The sequence below is a fragment of the Aeromonas sp. Lyrl_2 genome, assembly GCF_051948815.1.
Classification (GTDB): Bacteria; Pseudomonadota; Gammaproteobacteria; order Enterobacterales; family Aeromonadaceae; genus Aeromonas; species Aeromonas veronii.
Map to the genome: position 1 here is coordinate 116,967 of NZ_JAYJLJ010000003.1, position 25,315 is coordinate 142,281.

Here is a 25,315-nt window from a genome sequence, read left to right on the forward strand (position 1 = left end):
CAAAGAGCATGCAGATTTCCATTTTCATCAGGATCGCTCATGTTCACCTCACTTCTGAATGCTTCATCCCTTGCCACATTGCCCACCCCTGACGAGATGTTAAAGGCCAGACCCTGTCCGGCACGGCTCGCTCGCCAGATCGCACGCAGCCGTCAGCAAGCCCGCCATATTCTGCAGGGAGAGGACGACCGCCTGCTGCTGGTGATCGGCCCCTGCTCCATTCACGATCCGGCAGCCGCCCGCGACTATGGTGGCCAGCTGGCTGAACTGCAGGGCCAATACGGGAAGCAGCTGCAACTGGTGATGCGCACCTATTTCGAAAAGCCGCGCACGACGCTCGGCTGGAAAGGATTTATCTTCGATCCCGACCTCGATGGCAGCGATCAACTGGAAAAGGGACTAACCCAGGCCCGGGAGTTACTGTTGACCCTTGGACAGGAAGGGCTCGCCTGTGCCACCGAATTTCTCGATCTCACCAGCATGCTCTATCTGGGGGATCTCATCAGCTGGGGGGCCATTGGCGCCCGCACCACCGAATCCCAGCTCCACCGCCAACTGGCCTCGGCCCTTCCCTGCCCCATCGGTTTTAAAAACGGGACCGACGGCAATATCCGGATCGCGGTAGAGGCGATCCTCGCCAGCCGGGCGGCCCACCTCTATACCCAGCCTTTCGGTGATGGCCAGCTGGCACTGGTGCGCAGCCATGGCAACCCCGACTGCCACCTGATCCTGCGCGGTGGCCGCCAACCCAACTATCAGAGCAGTCATGTGGCAGAGGCTGGCGAGCTGCTGCGCCAGCAGCATCTCTCACCCCGGCTGATGATCGATTGCAGCCACGGCAACAGCCAGAAACAACATGCCCGCCAACTGCTGGTTGCCCGAGATATCGCCGACCAGCTGGGCGCTGGTAGCCATGCCATCGCCGCCATCATGGTGGAAAGTTTTATCTGCGAAGGGCGTCAGGAGATTGGCAGCAAACCGCTACGCTTCGGTCAGTCGATCACCGATAGCTGCATCGGCTGGGAACAGACAAGGCAACTGCTCGATATGGTGGCAGAAGGGGTGGAGGCGCGCCGTCAGCAGCGGATCGCCCTGGCGGGATAAATAGCGGATTAGAGAGATAACTCAGAAAAGAGTGTGGCCCCGATGGGGCCACCTTGTTGTTCACTGTTTGACGCACGTCAGGCGACTGACTCACGCTCCACCAGCTGGGCTTCAAACTTGAGCGCCAAGCCGTCCACCGGCTTGTGATCGAGCAGACGCAGCGCCAGCTCGGCTGCGCGGCTGCCCATCTCCTCGATGGGGTAGCGCACCGTGGTGAGCTTGGGATAGATGTAGCGGGCGTAGGGGATATCGTCGAACCCCACCACTGACACCTGCTGCGGGATCTTGTAACCCCGCTCCAGCAGGCAAGAGATCGCCCCCGCCACCATACCGTCGTTGAAACCGAGCACGGCCGTGAACTCGACACCACGGGCCAGCAGTTCACTCATCGCCACATAGCCGCCATTTTCGTCGGCAAAGGCGCGGCTGACGAGTGCAGGATCAAAGGCGATCCCGGCTCTGGCCAGGGTCTGGGTGTAACCGGCCATCCGCTGCTGACCATCGACAAACTCTTCATCATCGGAGGTGATAAAGGCTATGTTGCGATGACCGGCATCCAGCAAGTGCTGGCACGCGGTGGTGATCCCCGCCTGGTTATCGAGCCAGACGCAGCGATCCTCAAAGCCCGGCACCTGACGGTTGATAAAGACGATGGGGGTAGAGCCTGCCGCCAGCTCGCTCAGCTCCTCGTCCGGGAGCGCCTTGCTGTGGAGGATCAGCGCATCGCACTGGCGCTGCAGCAGCGCCTGAATGGCGTGACGCTCGCGCGCGATATCGTGGTTGCCAGACATGACGATGGTGAACTTGTTGGCCTGATCGACCATGGTCTCGATGCCACGCATCATCTGGGCAAAGAAGGGGCCACCGCAGAGGTCGCCAACCAGCACGCCAATGCAGTTGGAACGCTTGCTGACCAGAGCCTGGGCAAAACTGTTGGGTCGAAAATTCAGTTCCTTCATGGCCGCCAGTACGGCCTCACGCTTTTCCGGTGCTACCTGTGCCGTGTTGTTGATAACCCGCGACACGGTGGAGATAGACACATTTGCCAGCTGAGAAACGTCTTTAATCGTTGCCACTATCCATTCCTTTATTGTGGGGGAACCTGTCGATGCCGACGCCCGAGTATATCCTGCGGCCTGATCCAATTCCCGGAGCCAGGTCACCAGGCATGTTTCCTTTGGTAACAAAACCTTACCCGATGATACCCGGCAGCAGGGAAATTTGAAAACAGGGGCCGGCTTGCGGCCCCCGACTCAATAGGCGTGATTGAGCTCCCGCTCCGACATGAAGCGCAGCGGCTGCTGCAGCTTGTGCTGATAAATGAGATCGAACGACAACACGTTTTGTACGTAGTTGCGGGTCTCCTTGTAGGGAATACTCTCGACCCACACGTCCATCGGCTTGTTGTCACTCTGCTCTCGCCAGCGTTTTACCCGTCCCGGTCCGGCGTTGTAGGCGGCCGCCGCCAGGATCCGGTTGCCGTCATAGACATCCAGCAAGCGCTTGAGATAGGCGCTCCCCAGACGAATATTCATCGTCGGATCAAACAGTTGCTGCTCGTTGCGATAGGGCACCCCCAGCTTGCCGGCTGTCTCTTTGGCGGTGGCAGGCATCAACTGCATCAGACCGCGCGCCCCCACCGGCGACTGGGCCAGCGGATAGAGGGCACTCTCCTGACGGGATATGGCATAGAGCAAACTGGTGTTCATGGTACGCTCTTGCGCCATCTGGGAGAAGGTGCGTTTGAGCGGCAGCGGGAAGCGCAGGTCGAGGGCATCCCACGCTTCGGCGCGAATGCTGGCGAGAATGGCCAGCTCGTGCCAGCCCTGATTGAGGGCGATATGACCAAACTCGATGCGCTGGGCCACCGGATTGCGATCCATATTGTGGATCCACTCCGAACGGGCCGCTGCAATCTCGTTCATCGACAGCAGCTCGCGCACCCGCAACAGGAAGGGCCAGCGCTGGCTGGCCGTGCGCCAGTCCGGTACATGCTTGACGCTCTGGTTCTTGATGCGATAGGGCACGCCGGTGCGCTGGGCTGCCATAAAGCCGTAGAAACCGCGCAGGTTGGCGGTCTCCAGATAAAGATCCCGCGCCGGTTTTTGCTGCCCCTGCACTTCAAGGGAGCGCGCCATCCAGTAGCGCCAGCGATCCTCTTTCTGACGGGCCATCGGCATCATCTTCACCCAGCCGGAGAGGCCACGCCAATCCTGCTCCCAGATGGCCAGTCGCGCCCGCAGCTCGGTAATGTCGGGATCCGCCAGCTTTTTCACAGTGCTGTCGACCCAGCTGCGCTGGGCAATGGAGCGATCCAGCAGCAGGCGGCGGGCAATGGCACGCTCTACCGGTTTCACCTCGGCCTGGGTCAGGCCGAAACGGCTGCGAAACAGCGCAAGCTGGCGCAGCACCGACTCAGGCTCCTGATTGGCATAGCGGGTCAAGCCGAGGGAGAGCAGCTTGCGGGAATAGGGATTGCTGCTGAAATAGGCCGGGTTCATCGCCTTGGCGGGCTGCTCGAACAGGGTCACCATCTGATCGCCATAGCTTTGCAAGCCGCTACCCAGGGTAGCGCCAAGATGGCGGATAAGATTGGGGTTTTCCGCCTCGAACGCCAGCGTCATCCGCTGCCAGATCTTCTCCTGGGTTCGCTGACCGGATGCCTGCCACAGCTGGAACAGCGGGGAGCAGGCATCGGGACGGGATTGACCGCTCATCCAGATCTTGCCCGCCCCCTGCAACGCCTCTTTCGGCTTGCCGGTGTAATAGAGCGCCTGATAGTGCATGCAGAGCAGGTCGGTGGAGCTCGGCTTGGCCGGATAGAAGCGCAGGAACTGCGACCACTGCTGGCTCTGGGCCAGATAGGTCAGATAGCTGCGCTCCAGCCGGTTGGACTGGGGGGTATCCCCATGCTGGCGGATAAAGCGGATCACATCGTTGTAATCCGCCGCCCCCGGACGAAAGGCGAGCTGATAGTAATCGAGGTAAGGGAGCAGGGGGTAATGGGTCAAACGGGCACGAATTTGCTGGAAACGGGCCTGATCATTGGCCCGTACGGCGTCATACGCCTGACGGTAGAGCGTCTGGTCGGCAGTCTGCGCCATCAGGGCCGGCACGAACAGCGCCGACAAAACAATTCCCCATACAGCTTTCACTGAACATCTCCATTGAGGGCAATACACCGCCCGGTGGCGGTAGGTCTACTGCCTCTCATTCTACCCGTTGCCGGGCAGCGCTACAGCGGGGAGCAGGGACTATTTTTCTGCCTCACTCAGTTGCATTTCGCGCAGTTGCTCCGGTCTGGTCAGCCGCTGTACATATTTCTCCAGATAGGGCACCGGCAGCGGCTTGGAGGCGAGATAGCCCTGATAGAAACTGCACCCCTGCGCCTTGAGAAACTCCAGTTGCTGGCGGGATTCCACCCCTTCCGCCGTGACGTTGAACCCCATATGGCGGGCCATGGCGATCACCGCCTCGACGATGGCCATGTTGTCACCATCTTTCGGGATGTCCTGAATGAAGGATCGGTCGATCTTGAGCTCATCGGCAGGCAGCCGCTTGAGGTAGCTCAGAGAGGAGTAACCGGCGCCAAAATCGTCGATGGCAAAGCTGATGCCGAGCTCCTTGAGCTCGGTCATCTTGCTGATGGTGTCCTCGGCATGACCCAGCACCACGGATTCGGTGATCTCCAGATTGAGGCAGGCCGGATCCATGCCGGTTTGCTCCAACACATCGTGGATCCGCTCGACAAAATCGGTGGCATGGAACTGCTTGGCACTGACGTTGACCGAGATCTGCGGAATGTGGATGCCGTTCTCCTCCCACAGCACATACTGGGCGCACGCCTCGTGCAGCACCCAGTTGCCGATATCGACAATCAGGTCCGTCTCCTCGGCGATGGGGATAAACTCGGCCGGCGAGACCAGCGAGCGACCGGCCGGCTGCCAGCGAATGAGCGCCTCGACACCAATGATATCGCCGCCATCGACCATATGCTGGGGCTGATAGTAGAGGGTCAGCTCTTGCTGGCTGAGGGCGTTGCGCAATTCGTTGTGAATAAGCAGACGGCGATCCGCCTGCTGCTGCATCGAGGCATCGAAGAAACGACGGGTCTTGCGGCCAGCGGACTTGGCCTGATACATGGCGGTATCCGCCTGCTTGAGCAGATCATCGACCCCCTGCTCCCGATCCGGAAACAGGGTAATGCCAACGCTGGCGCCGATGTGCAGCACTTGCCCCACATAGGTATAAGGAGCGGCAATCTCGGTGATAAGCCGTTCGGCAATGATATCGGCCTGCATCTCCGCCTGGGGCGGGCTGGCCGAGAGCGATGGCAGCAGCAACACAAACTCGTCACCGCCGAGGCGGGCCAGACAATCCCCCTGTCTCACCAACCGTTTGAGACGGGCGGCGACCTCCTTGAGCAGCCAGTCACCGGTGGCGTGGCCGAGGGAGTCGTTGATGGTCTTGAAGTGATCGAGGTCGATAAAGAGCAGCGCGCCAATCAGACCGTCACGGGTCGCCTCGTTGAAGGTCTGCACCAGGGTCTCGTGCAACTGACGGCGATTGGGCAATCCGGTCAGCTCGTCGTAATAGGCGAGATCCTGGATGCGCCGCTCGGCCGCCTTGCGCTCGGAAATATCTTCAAAACAGATGACAAAGTGGCTGATCACCCCCTTCTCATCCTGCACCGGCGTCACTATCTCCCACTGGGGATAGGTGTGACCATCGACATGGCGACGCTGGGTCTCCCCCTGCCAGCGGCTGAGGGTATTGAGCTCGTAGCCGAGCCCACCCAGATTGGGCCAGAGATCCTCTTCCAGATGCAGGCCCAGCACCGACTGGCTGTCAAAGCCGGTGATCTGGCTGAAGGCATTGTTGACCCGCAGGATCTTGAAGCCCGGATCCGTAATGATGATCCCTTCGTGGGTCTCGAATGCAACGGCAGAGAGGCGCATCTGGGCATCTGATTGCAATCGCTCCAGCTCGGCCACCATCCGTACCGAGAAAGTATTGAGCACCGAGGTGAGATTGCTGGTATCTGCCGGGGCCGAATAGAGCAGCGCCAGATGGCCCAGAAGTTGGCCTCTGGCATCAAACAGCGGCTGACCATAATAAGTCTGCCCGGCGGCCAGCCAGGGTTGATACTCCTGCGACTCGTCGATCACCTCGAAACAGATGGCCCCTTGCTTGTAGAGCTCCTGACAGGGGGAGCCCGCCAGCGGGTAGTCTTTAAGCGACAACCCGTCGGCAGCCAGCACTTTGACCCGATCTGCACCGCACAACTCACCCACCCAGACCGCATCCACCTTGAGGATATGGGCCAGCTGGCTGACCAGGGTATTGAAGAAATCGAGCCCGGTGCGGGCAGAGAGCGCCTGCGCCAACTGGGTGAGCAGGGTGGTTTGCAGCAATGGCAGCGAGAGGTTGAGGGAGGAGACCGCACTGTTGGCGGTATCAAGAGGGGCCAGCCAGCCACAGCAGATCTGCTGGGTGGGCACAAACTGGCCGCTCCAGAGCACATGGTTGAGCTGCCCCTGATCATCTTTCAGATGGCCGATAAACTGCTCGGGCAGATACGATTCATGAAGCCGGACGAGAAAGTCGGCAAAGCCTGCCTCATCTTCCGGTAACAGGCGAGCGGCCCAGGGATGATTGCCCTCCCCTTGCCACTGCTGGTAGGCCCCCTGATCAGAGAGACTCCACTGATCATGTTGCCGATCGAAAAACCACATGACTTGCGTGGCCTGCTGCTTCATTTACCACTCCAACACAACAACCAACCACGTTTGATGTCCAATCAGGCATAGCAACGCCCCCTGCCGCTCATCAGATCAGAGGTTGCGAGGGAAGAGTACAAACATGCGATATCAAGCAGTGAAAACCGGACATGAGGTCGACACGAAGTGCTGCCAAGAAGGGACAGAAACGATCCTATTCCCGTCATACTGCCTGCCAGTTTCATGGAGCTCAAGCTGTTTTTGGCACGAAACCGGAAAAGATCACAATTTATAAGTTGCTGAATAGCCAAGGGAAGGTTATGTGACATGGATCACATTTCAATCTTTACCAATGAGTAATCTGAAGGTGAGACACAAGCAAGACGACCCGAAGGGGGCCAATATGAAAATCGAAATTACCAGCAAAATCATCGACATCACCCCGGCTATCCGCGAGCGCATCGAATCCCGTTTTGAAAAGCTCGAACGTCTTCAGGTGCCTCTCATCACACCCCATGTGATTGTTTCCAAAGAGCGTCTGATGTTCACTGTCGAAGCTAGTGCTGGCATCCCCAACGGCAAACTGTTTGCCCAGGCAGAGCATGAGGATCTCTACGCCGCCATCAACGAACTGGGGCAAAAACTGGAGCGCCAACTCAACCGTCACACCGAAAAGCCGATTGCCCGTCGTGCCAATGCCGCGCTCAAAGAGCAGCCGCAACCGGATGAAGCTGACGCTTGATAGCATGCCGCAAGGCTAAAAATTCTAAAGAGCATAAAGGCGGGGTCACCCGCCTTTTTGTTGCCTGTGATTTGCCGACAAGCACAGCATTACACCAGTGAACAGGCGCCATCAACTGAGCCAGTGCAACCGGGTATCCACCCCCTCTTGCAAACGGTCGAGGATCGGCAGCAATACCAGCGGATCTTCCTGCCTCGGCATATCGGCCAGCTTTCCTTGCAACCGCTCCCGCGCCAGCGGTGACAGGTTGTCGTAGACAGCCTCATCGAGCAGTGGCTGTTTGACCGCCAGCGGCGGTGTTTGCAGCACCAGCCAGAGCCGCACATCCACCATGCTTCCCCCCTGCTGCAGCCGCTCATTGATGGCACTGCAGTCACTCCCCACCCCTTCAGCCACCAGCACCTCTGCCGGTCGCAGATCAAAGTGCAGACGCCAGTCACGGCTCTGGGAAGTGGCCGCCGGTTTGGCATCAAACCAGGGCTGCTCCTCCACCGCATCGGTCAGCAGGGCCAGATGCAGCCGGAAATCAGCCCGATCCCCATGCTGCAGGTCACGGTTGAGGCGCTGCCCCAACTGGCCCTCATCAACGAGCAGGTGATTACGGGTTGAACTGGGCAGCATGAGATAACTCTCGAAAATGGCGATTTCACTGGTTATCGGCCACAAATCCAATTCTTTTAATGGAAAAATCCTGCTTGGGGGTTCACAAAACCGGAAGATCTGTTAGTATGCGCCTCGCACTTGTGGAGGGGTTCCCGAGCGGCCAAAGGGATCAGACTGTAAATCTGACGGCTCTGCCTTCGAAGGTTCGAATCCTTCTCCCTCCACCATTTCTCAAGTGCGACAAGTTGAAAGCAATACCCCGTGGAGGGGTTCCCGAGCGGCCAAAGGGATCAGACTGTAAATCTGACGGCTCTGCCTTCGAAGGTTCGAATCCTTCTCCCTCCACCATCATTCAGAAAACCCGGCCTGGCGCCGGGTTTTCGCATTTCTGGTCTGCCCAATCCGTTATTCCTCTGCCCTCCAGCCCCTTATCGCTGTTTGCCTGCAGCCAATCGCGCAATAAAAAACGGGAGGTCTGCGCCTCCCGTTTACGTTCATATCAGCCCTGTTACGGGATGAAGCGTTACAGAGTAAAGCGATAGAAGATATCGACCGCCTGAGCCACCCCGCTCATCGCTTGCAGATAGAGCCTTGGCAATACCTCGTAGCGCAGCTTGAATTCGGCGATGGGACTGAAGACCCCGACCCCGTACTGGAACTGCAAACCCGGCAGCAGATAGGCCGACAGAGTCACCTGGGTGTTGTCACCACTGCCCGCGGTATCGAGGGAGACATCGCTCATCCCGAGCGACTCGCCGATACTCGACACCACGCCGTTGGCCTGACTCACCGCACCGGCCACCAGCAGACCGTTGAAACCGCCATCCTCACCGCCAGTCTGCAACCCTTTGCCACGCAGCAGATAGGAGAGCTGTTCCGACTGCGCCATCTGCGGTTCGGAGTAGACAGTGATTTCAGGCTTGCTCGCAGGGCCAGTCACCCGCACCCCGACCGTCACCTGACCCTCGATGGTATCGGGATCCCGGTTGGCCTCGATGTTGAGGAACGGCCGATCCAGCGGACCGGAGAAGAGGATCCGCCCCTCCTTGATGATGAGGTTCTGACCATAGGCCTTGAAACGGCCATTGGTCAGCACCAGCTGGCCGTTGCCTGCCAGCGGTTTCTCGGGATCCTGACGGATATTGAGACCGCCGGAGACATCGGTCTTCAGCCCCATGGCATCAAGCTTCACATCGTTGCCAAGGCGGATCGCCACCTTCATCGCCAGCGGCAGGCTCGCCTGCTTGGGAGCCGGAGGCAGATCATCATAGACCACGGTCACATCATCAGAGACCGCCACCGCCGAATCCGGCAGGCTCTTGACCAGAATGCGCGCCCAGGGAATATCCACCTGACCGGTAATGCGGGTCTCCTCTCCCAATGACACGGCGATATCGGGCGAGACTCTGACCCGGCCCATGCCCGGATATTGCGCTTCCAGATCCTTGCCCTGAATGGTGAGACTGCCGCTGACCGGCATCTTGGCCCAGCTGAGCCAGCCGCCCAACGCCAGCGGCCCCTTGCCCACCAGCATGGAGCCATCTAGCTCGGCGCGGTTGCCCTCGATCTTGAGGCGGGTCACCAGCTTGGTCAGGGTCACCATGTCAGAGTGAGTTTGCACTTCACCATCACGCAGGTTGAGCTGGCCAAACAGCAGGGGGGCCGCCAGCGTGCCGTCGAAACGGGCATCGGCGGAGATGATCCCTTGCAGGGAGCGCACCTCAGGGATTAGCGGCGCAAAGGTATTGAGCTTGAGATCGTCAAACTTGAGCTGACCACCGAGCAGACCGCGACCGGCGGGCTCCCTGATCAGCAGATCGGTATCGATATTGCCGATCTGTTTGGAGGCAAAATCGAGGCGAATGGCCGCCTGCTGCCGCTCGAAATCAAGGGCCAGAGCCAGCTGCTGATAGTCGGTCTTGAGACCATCTGCCACAAAAGTGCCCGGCGTGGTACGCACCACCGCATGCAGGGTCGGCTGATTGCCACGCCAGCTGGCACGCCCATCGGCCGAGAGCATCGCCTGCCAGCGGAAGTTGTCCGGCAACCAGGGGCGCAGCCGCTTGAGATCAAACTCACTCAAAGCAAACTCCAGAGTGCCCTGGGCAGCGGAGACCTGACTCCCCTTGACGCAGAGGCTGGCCCCCTGGGAGCCGAGGCAGAGATCTCCCATCGCCAGCCGCTGACGCGGCAGATCGAGATCCAGCGCCCAGGGGGAGCTCAAGTCCCAACGGCGCAGCGGGGTTTTCAGCCGCAACTCGGAGAGCGCCCCGCGCCAGTGATCCCCGCGCACGCCGCCACCCAGTTTGAGGTTGGCCGCAACAGGGTCACCCTTCATGGTCAGGGTCAACAGATGCTGACTGATATCGCCGCTGAGGTTCAAGGCCAGCTGGCTGAGCTTGGTATCCCCCTGTTTCAGCTGCGCCACCAACAACGCGAGCTCACCGGCCGGTTTGGCACCGATCGCCACATTGCCCTTGAGGCTAATACCCTTCAGGTCGGTGCCGGCATAGTAGAGCCGGTCGGAGGCCAGATCCGCATCGATTTTTGGCGTCTGCTGATTGCCACTGACTTTCACCTGTCCCTTGATATCCCCTTTCAGGCCAGGATAGATGCCCCCCAGCTGGGGAGCCTGCAGGTTGGCATCGAGCTTCCACTGGGCGCTGCTGATACTGCCCTTGGCCTGCAACTGGTTGGGGCCACTTTGCAGCGAGAGCGCTGGGATCTGCCACTCCATCTTGTCGTTACCGCTGAGCTCCCCCTTGAGGGCCAACGGATACTGGTTGAGCTTGCCATCCACCTTGAGCTTGGGCAGTTTCAGCTCCCAGTGGCCCGCCTCGTTCATCACGAAACGGCTCTCCAGCTCACCGGCCAGCGTCCCTTTCAGCTCGGGCAGCAGCTCGGCCGGATTGATCCCCTTGAACAGTGTGGTCCCCTGCCACTCAACCCCCTTGTTCCAGGCGAGTTTGCCATCGAGTTTGAGCTCCCCCTTGAGGGCGTTGAGCTGCAAGGCGATCTTGCTGAGCCGCTCCAGATCCCCCTTGCCGTCCAGCGCGAGCTTGAAGGGGGGGACATCGGTCCCCTTGCCGGAGGTATTGAGGGCAAACTGGTAGCCGGAGAGCTTGCCCTTGGCAGTCAGGCTCCCTTTGTCCAGCCGATAGCTCGGCTCATCTTTGGCTGGCTTGTGAAGAGGCCAATCGAGGCTCTTCCAGTCGAGGGCCAGATCAAAAGGGAGATCCGGGTCGAGGGCGGCCAGCGAGCCCTTGAGATTGGCGGCAACCGGCCCCTTGGCCGACAACGCCAACCCCAGCTTGCCAACCGAACCGTTCAGCGCCAGCGTGGCCTGCTCACCCTGCAGCTCGCCATCCAGCAGCCCCTTGCGGGCCTTGGCATCCAGCGTCACCGCCAGCGGGTAGTCGTCACTGAGCTGGATGTGTCCCTTGAGCGCCAGATCGGCCATGGCGTGGCGCAGCGAGAGCTCGCGCAGCTCGATGCGATCGTCGGCAGCAGTGGCCGACAGCAGCAGCTTGTCGAGCCCTTCGATCAGCTCGCCCTGCTTATATTGCACCCGGGTCGCACTGACCCCTTCCAGCTGGATGGGGAAAGGAAGGTGAATGGCGGGCAGGAGAATGGGGGCTGCCTTTGCCGTATTCGCAGCTGGCGTCCCTTTACCCTGTTTGGCTGTCTTGGCGCTGGCCTTGTCGTTGCGCGCCACCGCAGCACCGGCTTGCTTCTCGTTAGCGGCCGGCTGCTTGGCGGATTTGGCTGTGTTGGAGGGTGCCGCGTCATCCAGCGTCACCTTCAGGTTATCGAGCACCGGGCCGCGTACAATCAGCCCCTTGCGGTTGAGGGTGGCGCCGATATCGAGGGACCCCAGGGTCACGGCCACGCCGGGCACCGCCAGATCGAGATCGGCCACCTTGAGGCTGTCGACCTGAATTTTGAGTGGCAGCGGGCGCCAGACAAAGGGTTCGGAAGGCTCTTCCGGTGCAGGCTCCGAGTCGGCCACCTTCACCACCGGATGAGTCACTTCAAGCGATTTGATCCAGAGTTTGCCCTGCAGCAACTTGCCGAGATCCCAGTCGAGCACGGCGCGATCCACCGTGACATCCACCAGCTCATCCTGCCAGCCCACCCCTTCCAGGGTCCAGCCATAGCCAAGCTGACCCGCCACCAGCTCCCCCTTAAGAGAAGGAAGCGCTCCCTTGGCCTGTTGCCACAACCACTTGTTGCCCTGATGGGTAAAGCCCAGCAGGCTGACGCCGATGAGCAGCAGGAACACCAGCCCCATCAGCCAGAGAAAAATACGTTTTAGCCAGATCACAATGCAGACCCCCGCGCAAGATACAGCCGCAGCGGCCAAAGAAAAAAGCGTTTAGACAACATCATAATTCAGGCCCCAATGCGAAATGCAGCCGCAAGGGCTTGTCCTCTTCCGATACCCCGACCGCCAGATCCAACCTGACCTGACCGATGGGGGTGACCCAGCGCACACCGACGCCGGTACCTATTTTCCAGGGCTCACTGTAATCGGTGGTGGAGGTGCCGCCATCCACAAACATGGCCCCCAGCCACTTCTCGCTGAAGCGGTAGTTGTATTCCAGACTGGCCACGCTGGTGTAGCGGCCACCAGTCAGCTTGCCATCCGGCCCGGTGGGGGAGATGCTCTCGTAACCAAAGCCGCGCACCGTCTGATCGCCACCGGTAAAGAAGCGCAAAGACGGCGGCACCAACGAGAAGCTGTCACCTATGATGGCCCCCTGCTCGGCCCGCATCAGGAATCTGTGGTTATCGCCAAGAGTTCGCAGCCACTTGCTGCGCCCCCACACCCGCATAAAGCTGATGTCGGAGCCCCATCTGGGATCGGAGAACTCCAGCGTCAGCTGCTGGCGATCCCCCCAATCGGGCACCAGGGTGCCGCGCACCCGCAGCCGGGACCAGGAGACCCCGGGGATCAGCAGCAAGCTGTTCCCCTCGTCGGCACCCTGGGTATAGATCTCGTTCTCCAGCCGGATAAAGACGTCCCGATCCCAGCTCTCCGGCCGCCGCGTCCAGCGGTGCACACCGATAGTGGTGAGATCGGAGCGGGTATCGTTGTTGTCCTTGTACTGGTAGCCGGTCTGGATGGAGTAGTAGTCCCGCAGCGGGTTGCCCACCGGGATCTGATAGTCGAAGCTGAGCTCTGCCTCCGGCGCCGACACCTTGGCGGTGGCAAACAGACGATGACCATAGCGGTTGACCCAGGGCTTCTCCCAGGTGGCACTCATCCGCGGGCCTACGTCGGTGGCATAACCGATACCGGTCTCGATTTCGTGATCGACCCGGTTATCCAGCGTCACCGCAATGGGAACCCGATAGTTGCTCGCCTCGCTCAATACCGGCTTGATATCTACCTGACGGAACAGCTTGGTGGAGGAGACATCCTGCGACATCTCGGCCAGACGGATGGCGAGATAGGGGTCGCCGCTCTTGATGTTGATAAGCGGGCGAATAAGGTGAAGCGCTTCGGGGGTGGCATCGTAGCGGATCTCGCCAAAACGGTAGCGATGGCCCGATTCGAACAGAATAAAGATCTCCGCCGTCCCCTTGTCCGGAAACACCTTGACCTGACTCTTGGTCAGCTTGGCATCAAAGTAACCACGGGCCAGCCCGAGGCTGCCCAGATCCGCCTTGATGGATTCATACTTGGCGTGGTTGAGGGGCTCGCCCTCTTTGAGGGGCAACTTGTCCAGCAGGGCGCTGTAAAGCTCGTCGCTGCCCGCATCCCCCTCCAGCAGAATATCGAGGCGGGAGACGATGACCGGCTCCCCTTTATCCACCTCAATCACCACTTTGGACGGGGTTTTCTTGTCGCGACTCAGGGTGATTTTCGGCTGGTAGTAGCCATATACCTGCAGCGCCTTTTGCACGCTCTCGGTAATTTTTGCGCGGGCCGGGCGGTATTGCCGCTCCTGATAGACCGGCAGGGCATTGAGGTAGGCTTCAACGTTATCCTTGTTCTCCCCTTTCAACCCCTTGACCTGATAGGTGAGCTTGGCAGCAAACGCGGGCGAAGCCAGCAGCGACAGCAACAGGCCCACCCCCAGAACCCGCAGGCCGCGGCGAAAGGCAGAGCCAGACAGTGAACGCCCTGCCAGCAGGGATGAAATGCATCCTGTCAAAGGTCAATATTCCTGAATCTGTGGTGAAGGAAACCGGCGCCCTTTCGGGCCAACCCCGAATGCGGCGCAGCACGCCATGCAGTGCATGGCCGTGACACAAAAATGCGCGCCAGAAAAATGGCGAACCTTATCCTAACATAGGCATCGGCCAGCGACAGCGCGGCGCCATTGGCAAATTCACCATATCTTTTAAGAGGTTGACCACAAATCACACATTTTGCTGACAATGACGCCGCCCGCTTTCCCGATGGAAGCGAATTGACCTGCCCTGAATAAGGCTCACCCCACCATCAGGCACCATTTGTCACCTCTCCTCCTCTCTTTGCAACCAGAAACCCACCACGACAGAGTTTGTCGGCATAGCCCCACCCTCACCGTTTAACAGGCCCGGCACACGCCAAAGCCCGCCGTAGCGGGTGATTAAGAATTGCTCGTTCAGCGCAATCGAATTATCCCGCTGCCTTTGCAGACGTCCCTCCCTCACACTTGAACCATCAACTGAAGGAGACACATCATGCATGCACGTAGCGAACAGATGGCTGACTATATTGCCGATCGTCTCGAGTTCATCACCTTCCTCGCCTGTTGCAGCGCCCTGCTGGCCCTGCTGACCGGCATGAGTGGCCAGCAGGCGCTGGCCTTTACCGCCCTGAACCTGCCGTTTGGCCTCGGCATTTTGCTGGCGATGGCGCTGCTGGCCCCCCTGCCCGCCCACTGGCGGCTGCCGGGGATCACCTTGCTGCTGGCAGGTTGCGCTCTGATGACCCTGCAACTGGGGGGGGAGTGGCTCAATCCGCTGGCCATCTGGAGCCTCTACGCCCTGCTCGGGCTGGAGATCATCTGGCAAGCGCGCCCCCGCGCCGTGCTGGCCACCCGCGCTCGCCAATAACAAGGCTGACGATCGCCGGTAAATGGAGGGCTGTGATGGCTGACGCCGGTGGCAAATTGGGGTACTCTTGCGCCCCGATTTGCTACCACCCTTGGCGTTAACAACCTTCGCCATCACTCCCAGGAGCGCCCCGATGAAAAAAGCCTGTGCCCAGCACATTCTGGTCAAGACCGAAAAACAGTGTCTGGAGATCAAGGAGAAGATCGAGAAGGGAGCCGACTTCGGCCAGATGGCCAAGCGCTTCTCTACCTGCGCTTCTGCAAAACGCAGCGGCGATCTGGGGGAGTTCAACAAGGGGGACATGGTCAAGCCCTTCGACGATGCCGTCTTCAAGGGTGAACTGCTCAAGGTGCTGGGGCCGGTGCGCACCAAGTTCGGCTTTCACCTGATCAAAGTGCTCTATCGCAACTAAGTCATCGCAACTGACCATCTTCTCGGTGAAGCTCCCCTCAGGCGGGCTTCACCTCCCTATGCATTCCCCTCGCAAAACTGGCCAAAACCACGCCAAACGCTCATCAATTTACTAACGTTATCAGGCAATTAAGTTTATCCTTCTCGGCATTGTCCACATTCGACGATGGATCCCGTGCTATGCCCCGCTCTTGCTTGTGGCCCCTGCTGGCCTGGTTACTCCCGCTCGCTGGCGCCCTCGGCAGCCGCTTTCATCTCTGGCCCTGGTGGATCGGTTTTGCGATCTGTCTCATCGGAGCCCTTGTCTCCCTGATCTTGCTGGTACGCCTGCCCTGGAGCCGTAACCGCTATGCCAGCGGCTTTGGCGCCTTGCCACTGCTGCTGCCGCTGACCTTTGTGGCACAGGCGCTGCGCATGCCGCTGATCAACGATGTGAGCACAGATCCCTACAATCCCCCCCAGTTACGCTGGGCGGCAGAGCTCAGAACGGCGCAGGATCTGCCAATTAATAGCGCACCGCTGAAAGCAGTTGAGGCAAAACCCGGTCCTCTCTTTACCAGGGCCTCTCCTGCCGAAGTGCTGATTGAAGCCAACGAACTGATGCAGGAGCTGGGCTGGCAGGTGCGACCCAGCCCGGATGGTCTGGATGCGGTGGTTACCACCGGCTGGTTCGGCTTTCAGGATGATGTGGCGCTGCGGGTCTTTGCTGGCCCCAAAGAGACCCGCATCGATATGCGATCAGCCTCCCGTCAGGGACAAAGCGATCTGGGCGCCAACCGGGCGCGGATCGAGGATTTCCTGATCCGCCTGAACGAGCGCCTTGGTCAGGCCTACAAACCCAATTTGAAACCGTAAGTGTGAAACAACAAGAAGGTAACTGATGCGCGTTGAGGTCAAACCCGACCGGGAATATGCCTGGTTTATCCGCCCCTTTTTCTGGCTGCAGAAGCGCAACTATGGTCAGGTACTTATTCCGGGCAAGTGCTGGGGCCGCTCGCCGCGCCTCTTTGCCGCCGTCGCCACCCTCTATGGCGTCATCAACCGCAAGCGCTCTCCCATCGATCCCGTGCTGCGCTCTCTGGTGACGGTGCGGGTCTCCCAGCTCAACTGGTGCCGCTTCTGTGTCGACATCAACGCCATGACCCTGGTAAAGCGAGCGGGCTCCAGCGAGAAGGTGGAGGCGCTGGCCAACTGGCGCGAAAGCCCCTTGTTTGACGAGCGGGAAAAAGCAGTGCTCGACTACACAGAAGCGATGACCGGCCTCGATGGGGTGAGCGATGAGCAGGCGGCCCGCCTCAAGCCCTGGTTCGACGACGACGCTATGGTGGAGCTGACCGGCCTTATCGCATTCCAGAACATGTCGGCCAAGTTCAACGCCGCCCTCGATATCGCGCCGCAGGGCTTCTGCCAGCTGCCGGTGCAACCGGAACGCCCTGCCCAGCCAGACAGCAAGGACGCCTGATGAACCGGACCCGCCTGCTGCTTGCACTGGTAATGGGGGGCCTTATCGGCGCCTTTTTTGCCCTCGATCTTGGCCGTTACCTCACTCTGGACGCCTTGCAGGCCCAGCAGGCGGCAGTGGCGCAATGGGTCGACAGCCACTTTGTCTCGGCCAGCCTGCTGTTCGTGCTTATCTATGTGCTGAGCACCGCTCTCTCCCTGCCCGGCGCCAGCCTGCTCACCCTGGGTGGCAGCGCGGTGTTCGGCGTTGCATGGGGGCTGCTGCTGGTTTCCTTCGCCAGCAGCATAGGCGCAACCCTGGCCTTTCTCAGCGCCCGTTTTCTGCTGCGCGACTGGGTCACCGCCCGCTTTGGCGACAAGCTGGCCACCTTTCAGTCTGGCATGGCGAAGGAGGGGGACTTCTATCTGCTGAGCCTGCGCCTCATCCCCATCTTCCCCTTCTTTTTGGTCAATCTGCTGATGGGGCTCACCCCCATCAGAGTCAGCACCTACTACTGGGTCAGCCAGCTTGGCATGCTGCCCGGCACCTTCGTCTACGTGCTGGCGGGCAGCGAGCTTGGCCAGTTAACCAGCACCGGCAATATCCTCTCCCCCGGCCTGATGGTGGCGCTGACCCTGCTGGGGCTGATGCCCTGGCTGGTCAAGAAATTGACCGCGCACCTCGCGCTGCGGCGCCAACTCGCCCCTTACCGCAAACCCGCTCGCTATGACTACAACCTGCTGGTGATCGGTGCCGGTGCCGGTGGACTGGTCACCAGCTATATCGCGGCAGCGGTGAAGGCCAAGGTGGCGCTCATCGAGAAGCACAAGATGGGGGGCGATTGCCTCAACAGTGGCTGCGTCCCCTCCAAGGCGCTGATCCGAAGCGCCCGCTTTGCCGCAGAGCAGCGTAAAGCCGACGAGCTGGGCTTTAGCCCAAGCCACTCCCGCGCCGATTTTGCGGCGGTGATGGCGCGGGTGGCTGAGGTTATCAAGGAGGTCGAGCCACACGACTCCATCGAACGCTATCAGGGGCTTGGAGTGGAATGCATCGAAGGGGAGGCGCGGCTGGTCTCTCCCTGGGAGGTGGAGGTTAACGGCCAGCGCCTTGCCAGCCGCCATATCGTCATCGCCACCGGCGCCCGACCGCTGGTGCCCAAGCTGCCGGGGCTGGATCAGGTGCCTTACCTCACCTCGGATAGCCTCTGGCAGCTGCGCACCCCGCCGCGCCGCCTGCTGGTGCTGGGCGGCGGCCCCATCGGCTGCGAGCTGGCCCAGAGTTTTGCCATGCTAGGGGTGCCCGTTACCTTGGTCGAGCTCTCGGATCAGCTGCTGCCCCGTGAAGAGCGGGAGGTGGCCGAGCTGCTGGCGGAACAGCTGGCCCACGACGGCGTGCGGGTGCTCACCGGCTGGTGCGCCGAGCGAGCCGACTATCTGCCCGCAGCCAAGGGGGATCTCCCCATCCGGCTGCAACTGCGCCGTGGCGATGAGACACAGGTGGTGGAAGGGGATCAACTGCTGCTGGCACTGGGGCGGGTCGCCAACGTCAGCGGCTTCGGGCTCGAAGCGTTGGGGGTCGAGCTGGCCCCCCGCGGCACCATAGCGGTCGATGGCTTCCTCACCACCAACTTCCCCAGCATACTGGCGGTGGGAGACGTAGCGGGCCCTTACCAGTTCACCCACTTCGCAGCCCATCAGGCCTGGTATGCGGCGGTCAATGCCCTGTTTGGCCAGTTCAAGCGCTTTCGGGCCGACTATCGGGTCATTCCGGCGGCCACCTACACCACGCCGGAGATTGCCCGGGTCGGCCTCAATCGCAAGGAGGCCGAAGCGCAGGGGATTCCCTTCGAGGCGACCCGCTTCGAGCTGGCCGAGCTGGATCGCGCCATCGCCGATGGCGAGCGCCACGGTTTTGTCGAGGTGCTCACCATCCCGGGCAAGGATACTATCCTTGGCGCCACCATAGTGGGCACTCACGCCGGTGAGCGGATTGCCGAGTTCGTGCTCGCCATGCGTCACCGCCTCGGCCTAGGCAAGATCCTCGGCACCATTCACGCCTATCCCACCCTGATGGAGGGGAACAAATATGTGGCGGGTGAATGGAAACGGGCCCACCAGCCCACTCGGATGCTGGCGTTGCTGGCCCGTTATCACCGCTGGCGCCGTGGCGCCTGACAATCAGGGAAACATTTATGCTCAAGCCATTCTCACTGCTCGGCTCACACCTCAACTCGCACCGCAACTCTTGGCTCAAACAGCGACTTAACGCCCTGCTGTGCGCCCTGCCACTGCTCGCCAGCGGCTCGCTGTTGGCGGCCAATCCAGACGGCAACTGGCAACAGACCCTTGAGGAGGCGAAGGGGCAGACCGTCTACTTCAACGCCTGGGGCGGCAGCCCGGAGATCAACGCCTATCTGGTGTGGGCCGGGCAGGAGCTGGCGCGCGACTATCAGGTCAAGCTGGTGCAGGTGAAGGTGGATGATATCGCCCAGAGCGTCAGCCAGCTGCTGGCCAACAAGCAGGCGGGCAAGCAAGCTGGCGGCCCCATCGACCTGCTCTGGGTCAACGGCGAGAATTTCAAGGCGCTCAAGGAGCAGGGACTGCTCGGCGCGCCCTTTACCGCCGAGCTACCCAACATGGCGCTGGTCGACAGCAGCCTGCCGGTGAGTGAGGACTTCACCCTGCCGGTAGAAGGGCTGGAAGCCCCCTGGGGCATCGGCCAGCTCAATCTGATGGTCGACACCGAAGAGGTCGCCAGCCCACCCACCTCGGCAGCAGCCCTGCTGGCATGGGCCAAGGCCCATCCCGGCCGCTTCACCTATCCGAAACCGCCCCAGTTCCATGGCTCCAGTTTTCTCAAGCAGATCCTGCTGGAGTTGACCCCGGATCCCGCCCCCCTCTATCGGGAGGCGACCGAGAGCGACTTTACCAAGCTCACAGCACCGCTCTGGGCCTGGCTCGATGAGCTGCACCCGGCACTCTGGCGCAAGGGCAAGCTGTTCCCCACCAGCGCCGCCGAAACCCGCCAGCTGCTCGATGATGGCGAACTGGCCATGGCCATCAGCTTCAACCCGCAGGAGGCGCAAAGCGCTGCCCAGATTGGTGCCCTGCCCCCCAGCGTGGAGGCAGTGGCCATGAGCAAAGGCGCGCTCACCAACAGCCATTTTCTCGCCATCCCCTTCAACGCCAGTGCCCGCGCCGGGGCCAAGGTGGTGGCCAACTTCCTGCTAAGCCCGACAGCGCAGGCGCGCAAGGCCAATCCGGCCTTCTGGGGTGATCCCAGCGTGCTGCGGGCCGATGCCCTGCCTGACCCCGCCAAAGGGCAACCGGCACTGCGCTTCAAAGCGGTGGCCGAGCCTCACCCCAGCTGGCAGCTCAAGCTGGAAGCAGCCTGGGCCGAGCGTTACGGTCACTGATGAGTGCCGCTGGTCACCCGCTTGCCCGCTCCCGACCGTGGAGCCGGTTGACACGCCACCCCACTATGCGTGCGGGGATGGCGGTCATTTATCTGGCGCTCTTCGTCATCCCATTGCTGGCGGGGCTGTGGCAACTGCTGGCGGAGGGGATGACCGCCTCTCATCTCGCCTTGCTGCTCGCCCAATCCGGTCTTTGGCACTCCGCTGCGCTGAGCCTGTGGATTGGCGCCGCCTCAACCCTCGGCAGCCTGCTGTTGACCGCCCTGCTACTGGCCCACAGCGACAGCCGGGCTTTCGGGCTGCTCCGTCGTCTGCTCTCGCCCATGCTGGCCATGCCCCACGTCGCCTTTGCCATCGGTTTTGCCTTTCTGCTCGCCCCCTCCGGCTGGCTGCTGCGACTCGTCTCGCCAGCTCTGACCGGGTTTGAACTGCCTCCCGACTGGCAGACCATTCGCGACCCTTGGGGGCTCGGGCTGATTGCACTGCTCGTTCTCAAAGAGACCCCCTTTTTGCTGCTGATGGCCATGGCCGCACAGCAACCCATCCAGCTGGCACGCCAGCAGTGGCTGGGGGCGAGCCTCGGTTTCAGCGCCCCCCAGGTCTGGTGGCGCCTGCTGCTGCCGGCGCTCTGGCCAGCACTGCGCCTGCCCATCTATGCGGTGGCAGCCTATGGAGTGGCGGTGGTGGATCTCGCCCAGTTGCTCGGGCCCGATGCCCCCGCCCCGCTGGCGGTAAGGCTGTGGCTTTGGTATCAGGACCCGGATCTGCTCTGGCGCGGCGCCACCGCCAGCGGCGCCCTGCTGCTGCTCGCCATCACGGCGCTGCTCATCGCCCTGTTCAGATTACTGGAGTGGCTTCATCAAGAGGTGGGCAAAGGCTGCTGGCTCGATGGCAAACGGGCGGCGCCCCACTCCTTTGCCAACCGGCTAGCAGCAGGCTTTGCATTGACCCTGATCATCCTCAATCTGGCGGTGCTGGCGGCCCTGCTACTCTGGTCGCTGGCGCGCCGCTGGCCCTTTCCCACCCTCTGGCCCAGCCAGTGGAGCAGCCACTACTGGCTGGATCTGCTGCCAACACTGCTGCCGCTGCTGACAACCAGCGCGCTGCTGGCGCTGACGAGCGGCTTGCTGGCACTGATGATGGCGGTGTGCAGTCTGGAGGCACAAGCCGGCCGCCGCCCCTGGCCGCTCTGGCTTATCTGCCTGCCGCTGTTGCTGCCGCAGGCGAGCCTGCTGTTTGGCATCCGGCTCGGGCTGGACTGGCTTGCACATGGCTCGATAAGCAGCGGCATTGGCTGGGGATGGGTGCTCTGGAGCCAGCAGCTGTTCGTCTTTCCCTATGTCTATCTCTGCCTGCACGGCCCCTATCGCCAGTTCGATCCGCGGATCACCCAGAGCGCCCTGCTGCTGGGGGCTACGCCATGGCGAGCCTGGAGGCAGGTGAAAGCGCCGCTGCTGGCGCGCCCGCTGCTGTTTGCCTTCGGCGTCGGGGCGGCGGTGAGTTTGGCCCAGTATCTGCCAACCCTGTTGTTTGGGGCTGGCAGAGTGGTCACCATCACCACCGAAGCGGTGGCCATCGGCAGCGGCCTAAACCGGCGGCTGGCGGGGCTCTACGGCCTGCTGCAACTGCTGCTGCCGCTCGTTATCTATCTGCTGGCACTCTGGCTGCCGGCGCGGATCAATCCGGCGCTCAAGGGGGGCGGCTCACGATGAACTCTCACGATGGAAACAGCCATATGCTGAGCACCACGCCTCTTCGGCTTTACCTTGATGAAAATCTGCTGCTCTCGCTGCCCGCCCTGCAAGTGGCCCCCGGCGAGGTATTGACCCTGATGGGGCCAAGCGGCTGCGGTAAAAGCTCCCTGCTGGCGGGGCTGGCCGGGGTACTGCCCGGCGCGCAGACAGATAGCGGCCCGATCCGGCTGGAGGGGGAGGTAAGGCTCGGCGAGCGGCCACTCAACACCTTGCCTGCGCAAGCGCGGCGCATCGGCATGCTGTTTCAGGATGACCTGCTGTTCGACCATCTGACGGTGGCGGAGAACCTGATGTTCGGTATGCCTGCGACCATCAAGGGAAAATACGCTCGGCGGGAAAAGGCACTGACAGCGTTAACGCAGGTCGCGCTGGTGGATCAGGCTGACAAGCTGCCGCAGCTGCTGTCAGGGGGTCAGCGGGCGCGGGTCAGCCTGCTGCGGGCGCTGTTGGCGGAACCCGACGCCCTGCTACTGGACGAGCCCTTCTCCCGCCTCGACAAGCCGCTGCGGGCCGCTTTTCGCGAACTGGTGTTCGCGCAGATCAAGGCGCTGGCCATCCCTGCCATCCTGGTGACCCACGATGCGGAAGACGCGCCGGGCACCATACTCAACCTCACCGAATGCCACTGTTAACCGAGGAATGTTCACCTTGTTTGATCGCCATCTGATCCCCGTGATCCGCAGCCCCCTCACCCAGCTTGCCAAACCGCTCTGCCGTGCGGGGATCAGTGCCAATCAGGTGAGCCTCACCGGCTTTGCCATCGGCATGCTGGCGCTGCCGCTGCTGGCCTTTGGCGGCTATCAGTGGGCACTCGCGGCCATCCTGCTCAACCGGCTGCTGGACGGGCTCGATGGCGCCGTGGCGCGGGAAACCGGCATCACCGACTGCGGCGGCTTTCTCGACATCACGCTCGACTTTATCTTCTACGCCGCCGTGGTGCTGGGCTTTGCCCTTGCCGCCCCCGCTAATGCGCTGCCCGCCGCCACCCTGCTGTTTGCCTTTATGGGCACAGGTTCGAGCTTTCTGGCGTTTGCCATCATGGCGGGCAAGCGGGGGATCGACAATCCGGTCTACCACCACAAGTCCCTCTACTATCTGGGCGGCCTCACCGAGGGGAGCGAGACCATCGCCCTCTTTGTGCTGATGTGCCTGTGGCCTGCCGCCTTCGCCCCGCTTGCCTACGGCTTTGCCCTGCTCTGCCTCATCACCACCCTGACCCGGCTCTGGAGCGGCTACCACACACTGCGTCACCCCCAGCGCTGAACCGCGCCGCCCTCACCGGAGAGCTAATCCATCGCTCGATGAATTGGCGGTAAACAAGACACACGGAACACTTGCACGGGGATGACAATGTTTTACCATGACGGCACTTTTTTTCAGTCTCTTTGAGAACCCTATGCGTCGCCTTGCCTCTCTTCTCACTCTGTCGTTATTCCCCCTGCTCGGTGGCTGCAGCAGCGCCCCGGCGCCCAAGCCTGTGGTCAAACCACAGCCCAACAGCGCCTTTATCAACCAGACGCCGTCGCGCAGCCCCGTTTACAGCCAGGGGATTAGCAAAGGGGACTTCGCCAATCGCGCCAATGTGGACAGATTCGTCCAGAAGATGGTCGAGAAGCACGGTTTTGACAGCGCCCAGCTGCATCAGGTGCTGGCACAGGCAGAGCGTTACGACTGGATCATCCGCCTGATGGATGCCCAGGCGCCGACCACCGCCAAGCCCACCGGCCCGACCGGTGCCTGGAACCGCTATCGCGCCAAGTTCATCACCCCCGACAACGTGCAAAACGGCGTCAACTTCTGGCGTGAATACGCAAGCGAGCTGAACCGGGCGGAGCAGATCTACGGGGTGCCGCCGGAGATCATCGTCGGCATTATCGGGGTGGAGACCCGCTGGGGCCGGGTGATGGGCAAGACCCGCATTCTGGATGCATTGGCCACCCTGGCATTTGATTATCCGCGCCGCGCCGAGTTCTTCACGAGCGAATTGGAAGCCTTCCTGGTGATGACCCGCGACGAGGGGATGGACCCCACCGAACCCAAGGGCTCCTACGCCGGCGCCATGGGCTATGGCCAGTTTATGCCCTCCAGCTTCCAGCGCTATGCGGTGGACTTTGACGGCAACGGCCACACCAACCTGTGGGATCCGGTGGATGCCATCGGCAGCGTCGCCAACTACTTCAAGGCCCACGGCTGGGAGAAAGGCCAACCGGTGGCGGTGCGCGGTCAGGGCCAACTGCCCGGCTATGAGCATGGCTTCCAGACCCGCTACCCGGTCGCCACCCTGCGCCGCGCAGGGCTCACCCCCACCAGCAGCCTGGGCAACCACAGCGAGTCGAGCCTGCTGCGCCTCGATGTCGGCACCGGCTATCAATACTGGTACGGTCTGCCCAACTTCTACACCATCACCCGCTACAACCACAGCACCCACTACGCCATGGCGGTGTGGCAGCTGGGGCTGGCGGTGAAAAAGGCCAAAGGCGGTTACTGAGTCAAGCACTGATTTGCCAACAAAAACGGGCCTGCTGGCCCGTTTTTGTTATTCGTTTTCCAACAACCAGCGTTTGAGCAGTGCCGCTAACTGAGCCTGCTCCGCTTCGGTCAGTGGCGCCAACAGGCGACGCTCGTTGGCCACGTGCAGCTCAACCGCTCGGTCGATAAGCGCTTTGCCCGATTCGGTGAGGCAGACCAGCAGGCTGCGCCGATCGCTGGGCGCAGCTTGCCGCTCTATCAGTCCCCGCTCGGCCAGCTTGTCGAGCCGGGCCGTCATGGCACCCGAACTCAACATGGCCGATTGGTAGAGCACTGTCGGCGTCAGTGGCTCACCCGACCGACGCAGGGTCGCCAAAATGTCGAAGTCCGTGCCAAGCAAGCCGCACTCCTTGAGCTCTTCACTCACCTCACGACCGGCAATTGCCGCCATCCGGGCTACCCGACCCAGCACCCCCATAGGAGAACAGTCGAGATCCGGTCGCTGCCGGGCCCACTGAGCCAGCAGCAGGTCTACATGATCTGATTCCATCGCCAACTACTTATCTTTATATCGAGATACTTGATGATAAATCAATTTGGCGCTAA

General features: G+C 61.3%; 19 protein-coding genes and 2 tRNA genes. 14 read left to right on the forward strand and 7 right to left on the reverse strand.

Annotated elements, in window-relative coordinates:
• Positions 1 to 39 precede the first annotated feature (39 nt).
• Positions 40 to 1,104 carry a 3-deoxy-7-phosphoheptulonate synthase gene (locus VF684_RS03555; protein ID WP_139441549.1) on the forward strand — a complete coding sequence of 355 codons (1,065 nt, stop codon included), beginning with the start codon at positions 40 to 42 and terminating at the stop codon, positions 1,102 to 1,104.
• 77 nt (positions 1,105 to 1,181) lie between these two features.
• Here VF684_RS03555 and VF684_RS03560 read toward each other — a convergent pair whose 3' ends face one another.
• The 3 genes from VF684_RS03560 to VF684_RS03570 form a co-directional block, all read right to left on the reverse strand.
• A complete protein-coding gene (locus VF684_RS03560) occupies positions 1,182 to 2,180 on the reverse strand; it encodes a LacI family DNA-binding transcriptional regulator (protein WP_040066127.1) in 999 nt (332 codons plus the stop codon).
• A 177-nt stretch (positions 2,181 to 2,357) separates the two neighbouring features.
• A complete protein-coding gene (locus VF684_RS03565; protein WP_201998379.1) occupies positions 2,358 to 4,259 on the reverse strand; it encodes a transglycosylase SLT domain-containing protein in 1,902 nt (633 codons plus the stop codon).
• 99 nt (positions 4,260 to 4,358) lie between these two features.
• A complete protein-coding gene (locus tag VF684_RS03570) occupies positions 4,359 to 6,863 on the reverse strand; it encodes a putative bifunctional diguanylate cyclase/phosphodiesterase (RefSeq protein ID WP_279474911.1) in 2,505 nt (834 codons plus the stop codon).
• Positions 6,864 to 7,227: 364 nt separating this feature from the next.
• Here VF684_RS03570 and hpf point away from each other — a divergent pair, with 364 nt between their 5' ends.
• Positions 7,228 to 7,566: a ribosome hibernation-promoting factor, HPF/YfiA family gene (gene hpf / locus VF684_RS03575; RefSeq protein WP_005334257.1), complete on the forward strand. Its 339-nt coding sequence runs from the start codon at positions 7,228 to 7,230 to the stop codon at positions 7,564 to 7,566.
• A 111-nt stretch (positions 7,567 to 7,677) separates the two neighbouring features.
• On the opposite strand, the gene VF684_RS03580 is transcribed toward hpf, so the two are convergent.
• Positions 7,678 to 8,187 carry a VC2046/SO_2500 family protein gene (locus VF684_RS03580; RefSeq protein ID WP_440173788.1) on the reverse strand — a complete coding sequence of 170 codons (510 nt, stop codon included), beginning with the start codon at positions 8,185 to 8,187 and terminating at the stop codon, positions 7,678 to 7,680.
• 124 nt (positions 8,188 to 8,311) lie between these two features.
• On the opposite strand from VF684_RS03580, the gene VF684_RS03585 reads away from it, so the two are divergent.
• Positions 8,312 to 8,396: transfer RNA gene (locus VF684_RS03585), tRNA-Tyr, on the forward strand.
• Positions 8,397 to 8,432: 36 nt separating this feature from the next.
• A tRNA-Tyr gene (locus tag VF684_RS03590) sits at positions 8,433 to 8,517 on the forward strand.
• Positions 8,518 to 8,692: 175 nt separating this feature from the next.
• On the opposite strand, the gene tamB is transcribed toward VF684_RS03590, so the two are convergent.
• Positions 8,693 to 12,493 carry an autotransporter assembly complex protein TamB gene (gene tamB, locus VF684_RS03595; protein WP_279474910.1) on the reverse strand — a complete coding sequence of 1,267 codons (3,801 nt, stop codon included), beginning with the start codon at positions 12,491 to 12,493 and terminating at the stop codon, positions 8,693 to 8,695.
• A gap of 61 nt (positions 12,494 to 12,554) precedes the next feature.
• Complete coding sequence (tamA, locus tag VF684_RS03600; RefSeq protein ID WP_139730561.1) at positions 12,555 to 14,330, reverse strand: autotransporter assembly complex protein TamA; 1,776 nt, start codon at positions 14,328 to 14,330, stop codon at positions 12,555 to 12,557.
• Positions 14,331 to 14,844: 514 nt separating this feature from the next.
• On the opposite strand from tamA, the gene VF684_RS03605 reads away from it, so the two are divergent.
• The 10 genes from VF684_RS03605 to mltB all read left to right on the forward strand — a co-directional run bounded on the left by VF684_RS03605 (position 14,845) and on the right by mltB (position 24,728).
• Positions 14,845 to 15,219 (forward strand): hypothetical protein, encoded by a 375-nt coding sequence (locus tag VF684_RS03605; protein ID WP_069555247.1) that lies wholly within the window; start codon positions 14,845 to 14,847, stop codon positions 15,217 to 15,219.
• A 133-nt stretch (positions 15,220 to 15,352) separates the two neighbouring features.
• Positions 15,353 to 15,631 (forward strand): peptidylprolyl isomerase, encoded by a 279-nt coding sequence (locus VF684_RS03610; RefSeq protein ID WP_005334269.1) that lies wholly within the window; start codon positions 15,353 to 15,355, stop codon positions 15,629 to 15,631.
• Positions 15,632 to 15,810: 179 nt separating this feature from the next.
• Positions 15,811 to 16,485 (forward strand): DUF1499 domain-containing protein, encoded by a 675-nt coding sequence (locus VF684_RS03615; protein WP_139441554.1) that lies wholly within the window; start codon positions 15,811 to 15,813, stop codon positions 16,483 to 16,485.
• 25 nt (positions 16,486 to 16,510) lie between these two features.
• Positions 16,511 to 17,092 carry a carboxymuconolactone decarboxylase family protein gene (locus VF684_RS03620; protein ID WP_021231092.1) on the forward strand — a complete coding sequence of 194 codons (582 nt, stop codon included), beginning with the start codon at positions 16,511 to 16,513 and terminating at the stop codon, positions 17,090 to 17,092.
• Positions 17,092 to 19,245 carry an FAD-dependent oxidoreductase gene (locus VF684_RS03625; RefSeq protein ID WP_440173793.1) on the forward strand — a complete coding sequence of 718 codons (2,154 nt, stop codon included), beginning with the start codon at positions 17,092 to 17,094 and terminating at the stop codon, positions 19,243 to 19,245. Before VF684_RS03620 ends, VF684_RS03625 begins: the two co-directional genes overlap by 1 nt.
• Positions 19,246 to 19,262: 17 nt before the next feature.
• Positions 19,263 to 20,486 carry an ABC transporter substrate-binding protein gene (locus VF684_RS03630; RefSeq protein ID WP_234879910.1) on the forward strand — a complete coding sequence of 408 codons (1,224 nt, stop codon included), beginning with the start codon at positions 19,263 to 19,265 and terminating at the stop codon, positions 20,484 to 20,486.
• A gap of 77 nt (positions 20,487 to 20,563) precedes the next feature.
• A complete protein-coding gene (locus VF684_RS03635) occupies positions 20,564 to 22,198 on the forward strand; it encodes an ABC transporter permease (RefSeq protein ID WP_162516416.1) in 1,635 nt (544 codons plus the stop codon).
• A gap of 23 nt (positions 22,199 to 22,221) precedes the next feature.
• Entirely contained in the window at positions 22,222 to 22,872 is a 651-nt protein-coding gene (locus VF684_RS03640) for an ATP-binding cassette domain-containing protein (protein WP_139441557.1), read from the forward strand.
• A gap of 16 nt (positions 22,873 to 22,888) precedes the next feature.
• Positions 22,889 to 23,503, forward strand: coding sequence for a CDP-alcohol phosphatidyltransferase family protein (locus tag VF684_RS03645; protein WP_139441558.1), 615 nt, complete (start codon positions 22,889 to 22,891; stop codon positions 23,501 to 23,503).
• A gap of 133 nt (positions 23,504 to 23,636) precedes the next feature.
• The gene (gene mltB / locus VF684_RS03650) at positions 23,637 to 24,728 is read left to right on the forward strand and encodes a lytic murein transglycosylase B (RefSeq protein WP_139441559.1); all 1,092 of its coding nucleotides are present in this window, start codon (positions 23,637 to 23,639) and stop codon (positions 24,726 to 24,728) included.
• A gap of 48 nt (positions 24,729 to 24,776) precedes the next feature.
• On the opposite strand, the gene VF684_RS03655 is transcribed toward mltB, so the two are convergent.
• Positions 24,777 to 25,259: a MarR family winged helix-turn-helix transcriptional regulator gene (locus VF684_RS03655; protein WP_005334289.1), complete on the reverse strand. Its 483-nt coding sequence runs from the start codon at positions 25,257 to 25,259 to the stop codon at positions 24,777 to 24,779.
• Positions 25,260 to 25,315: the final 56 nt, after the last annotated feature.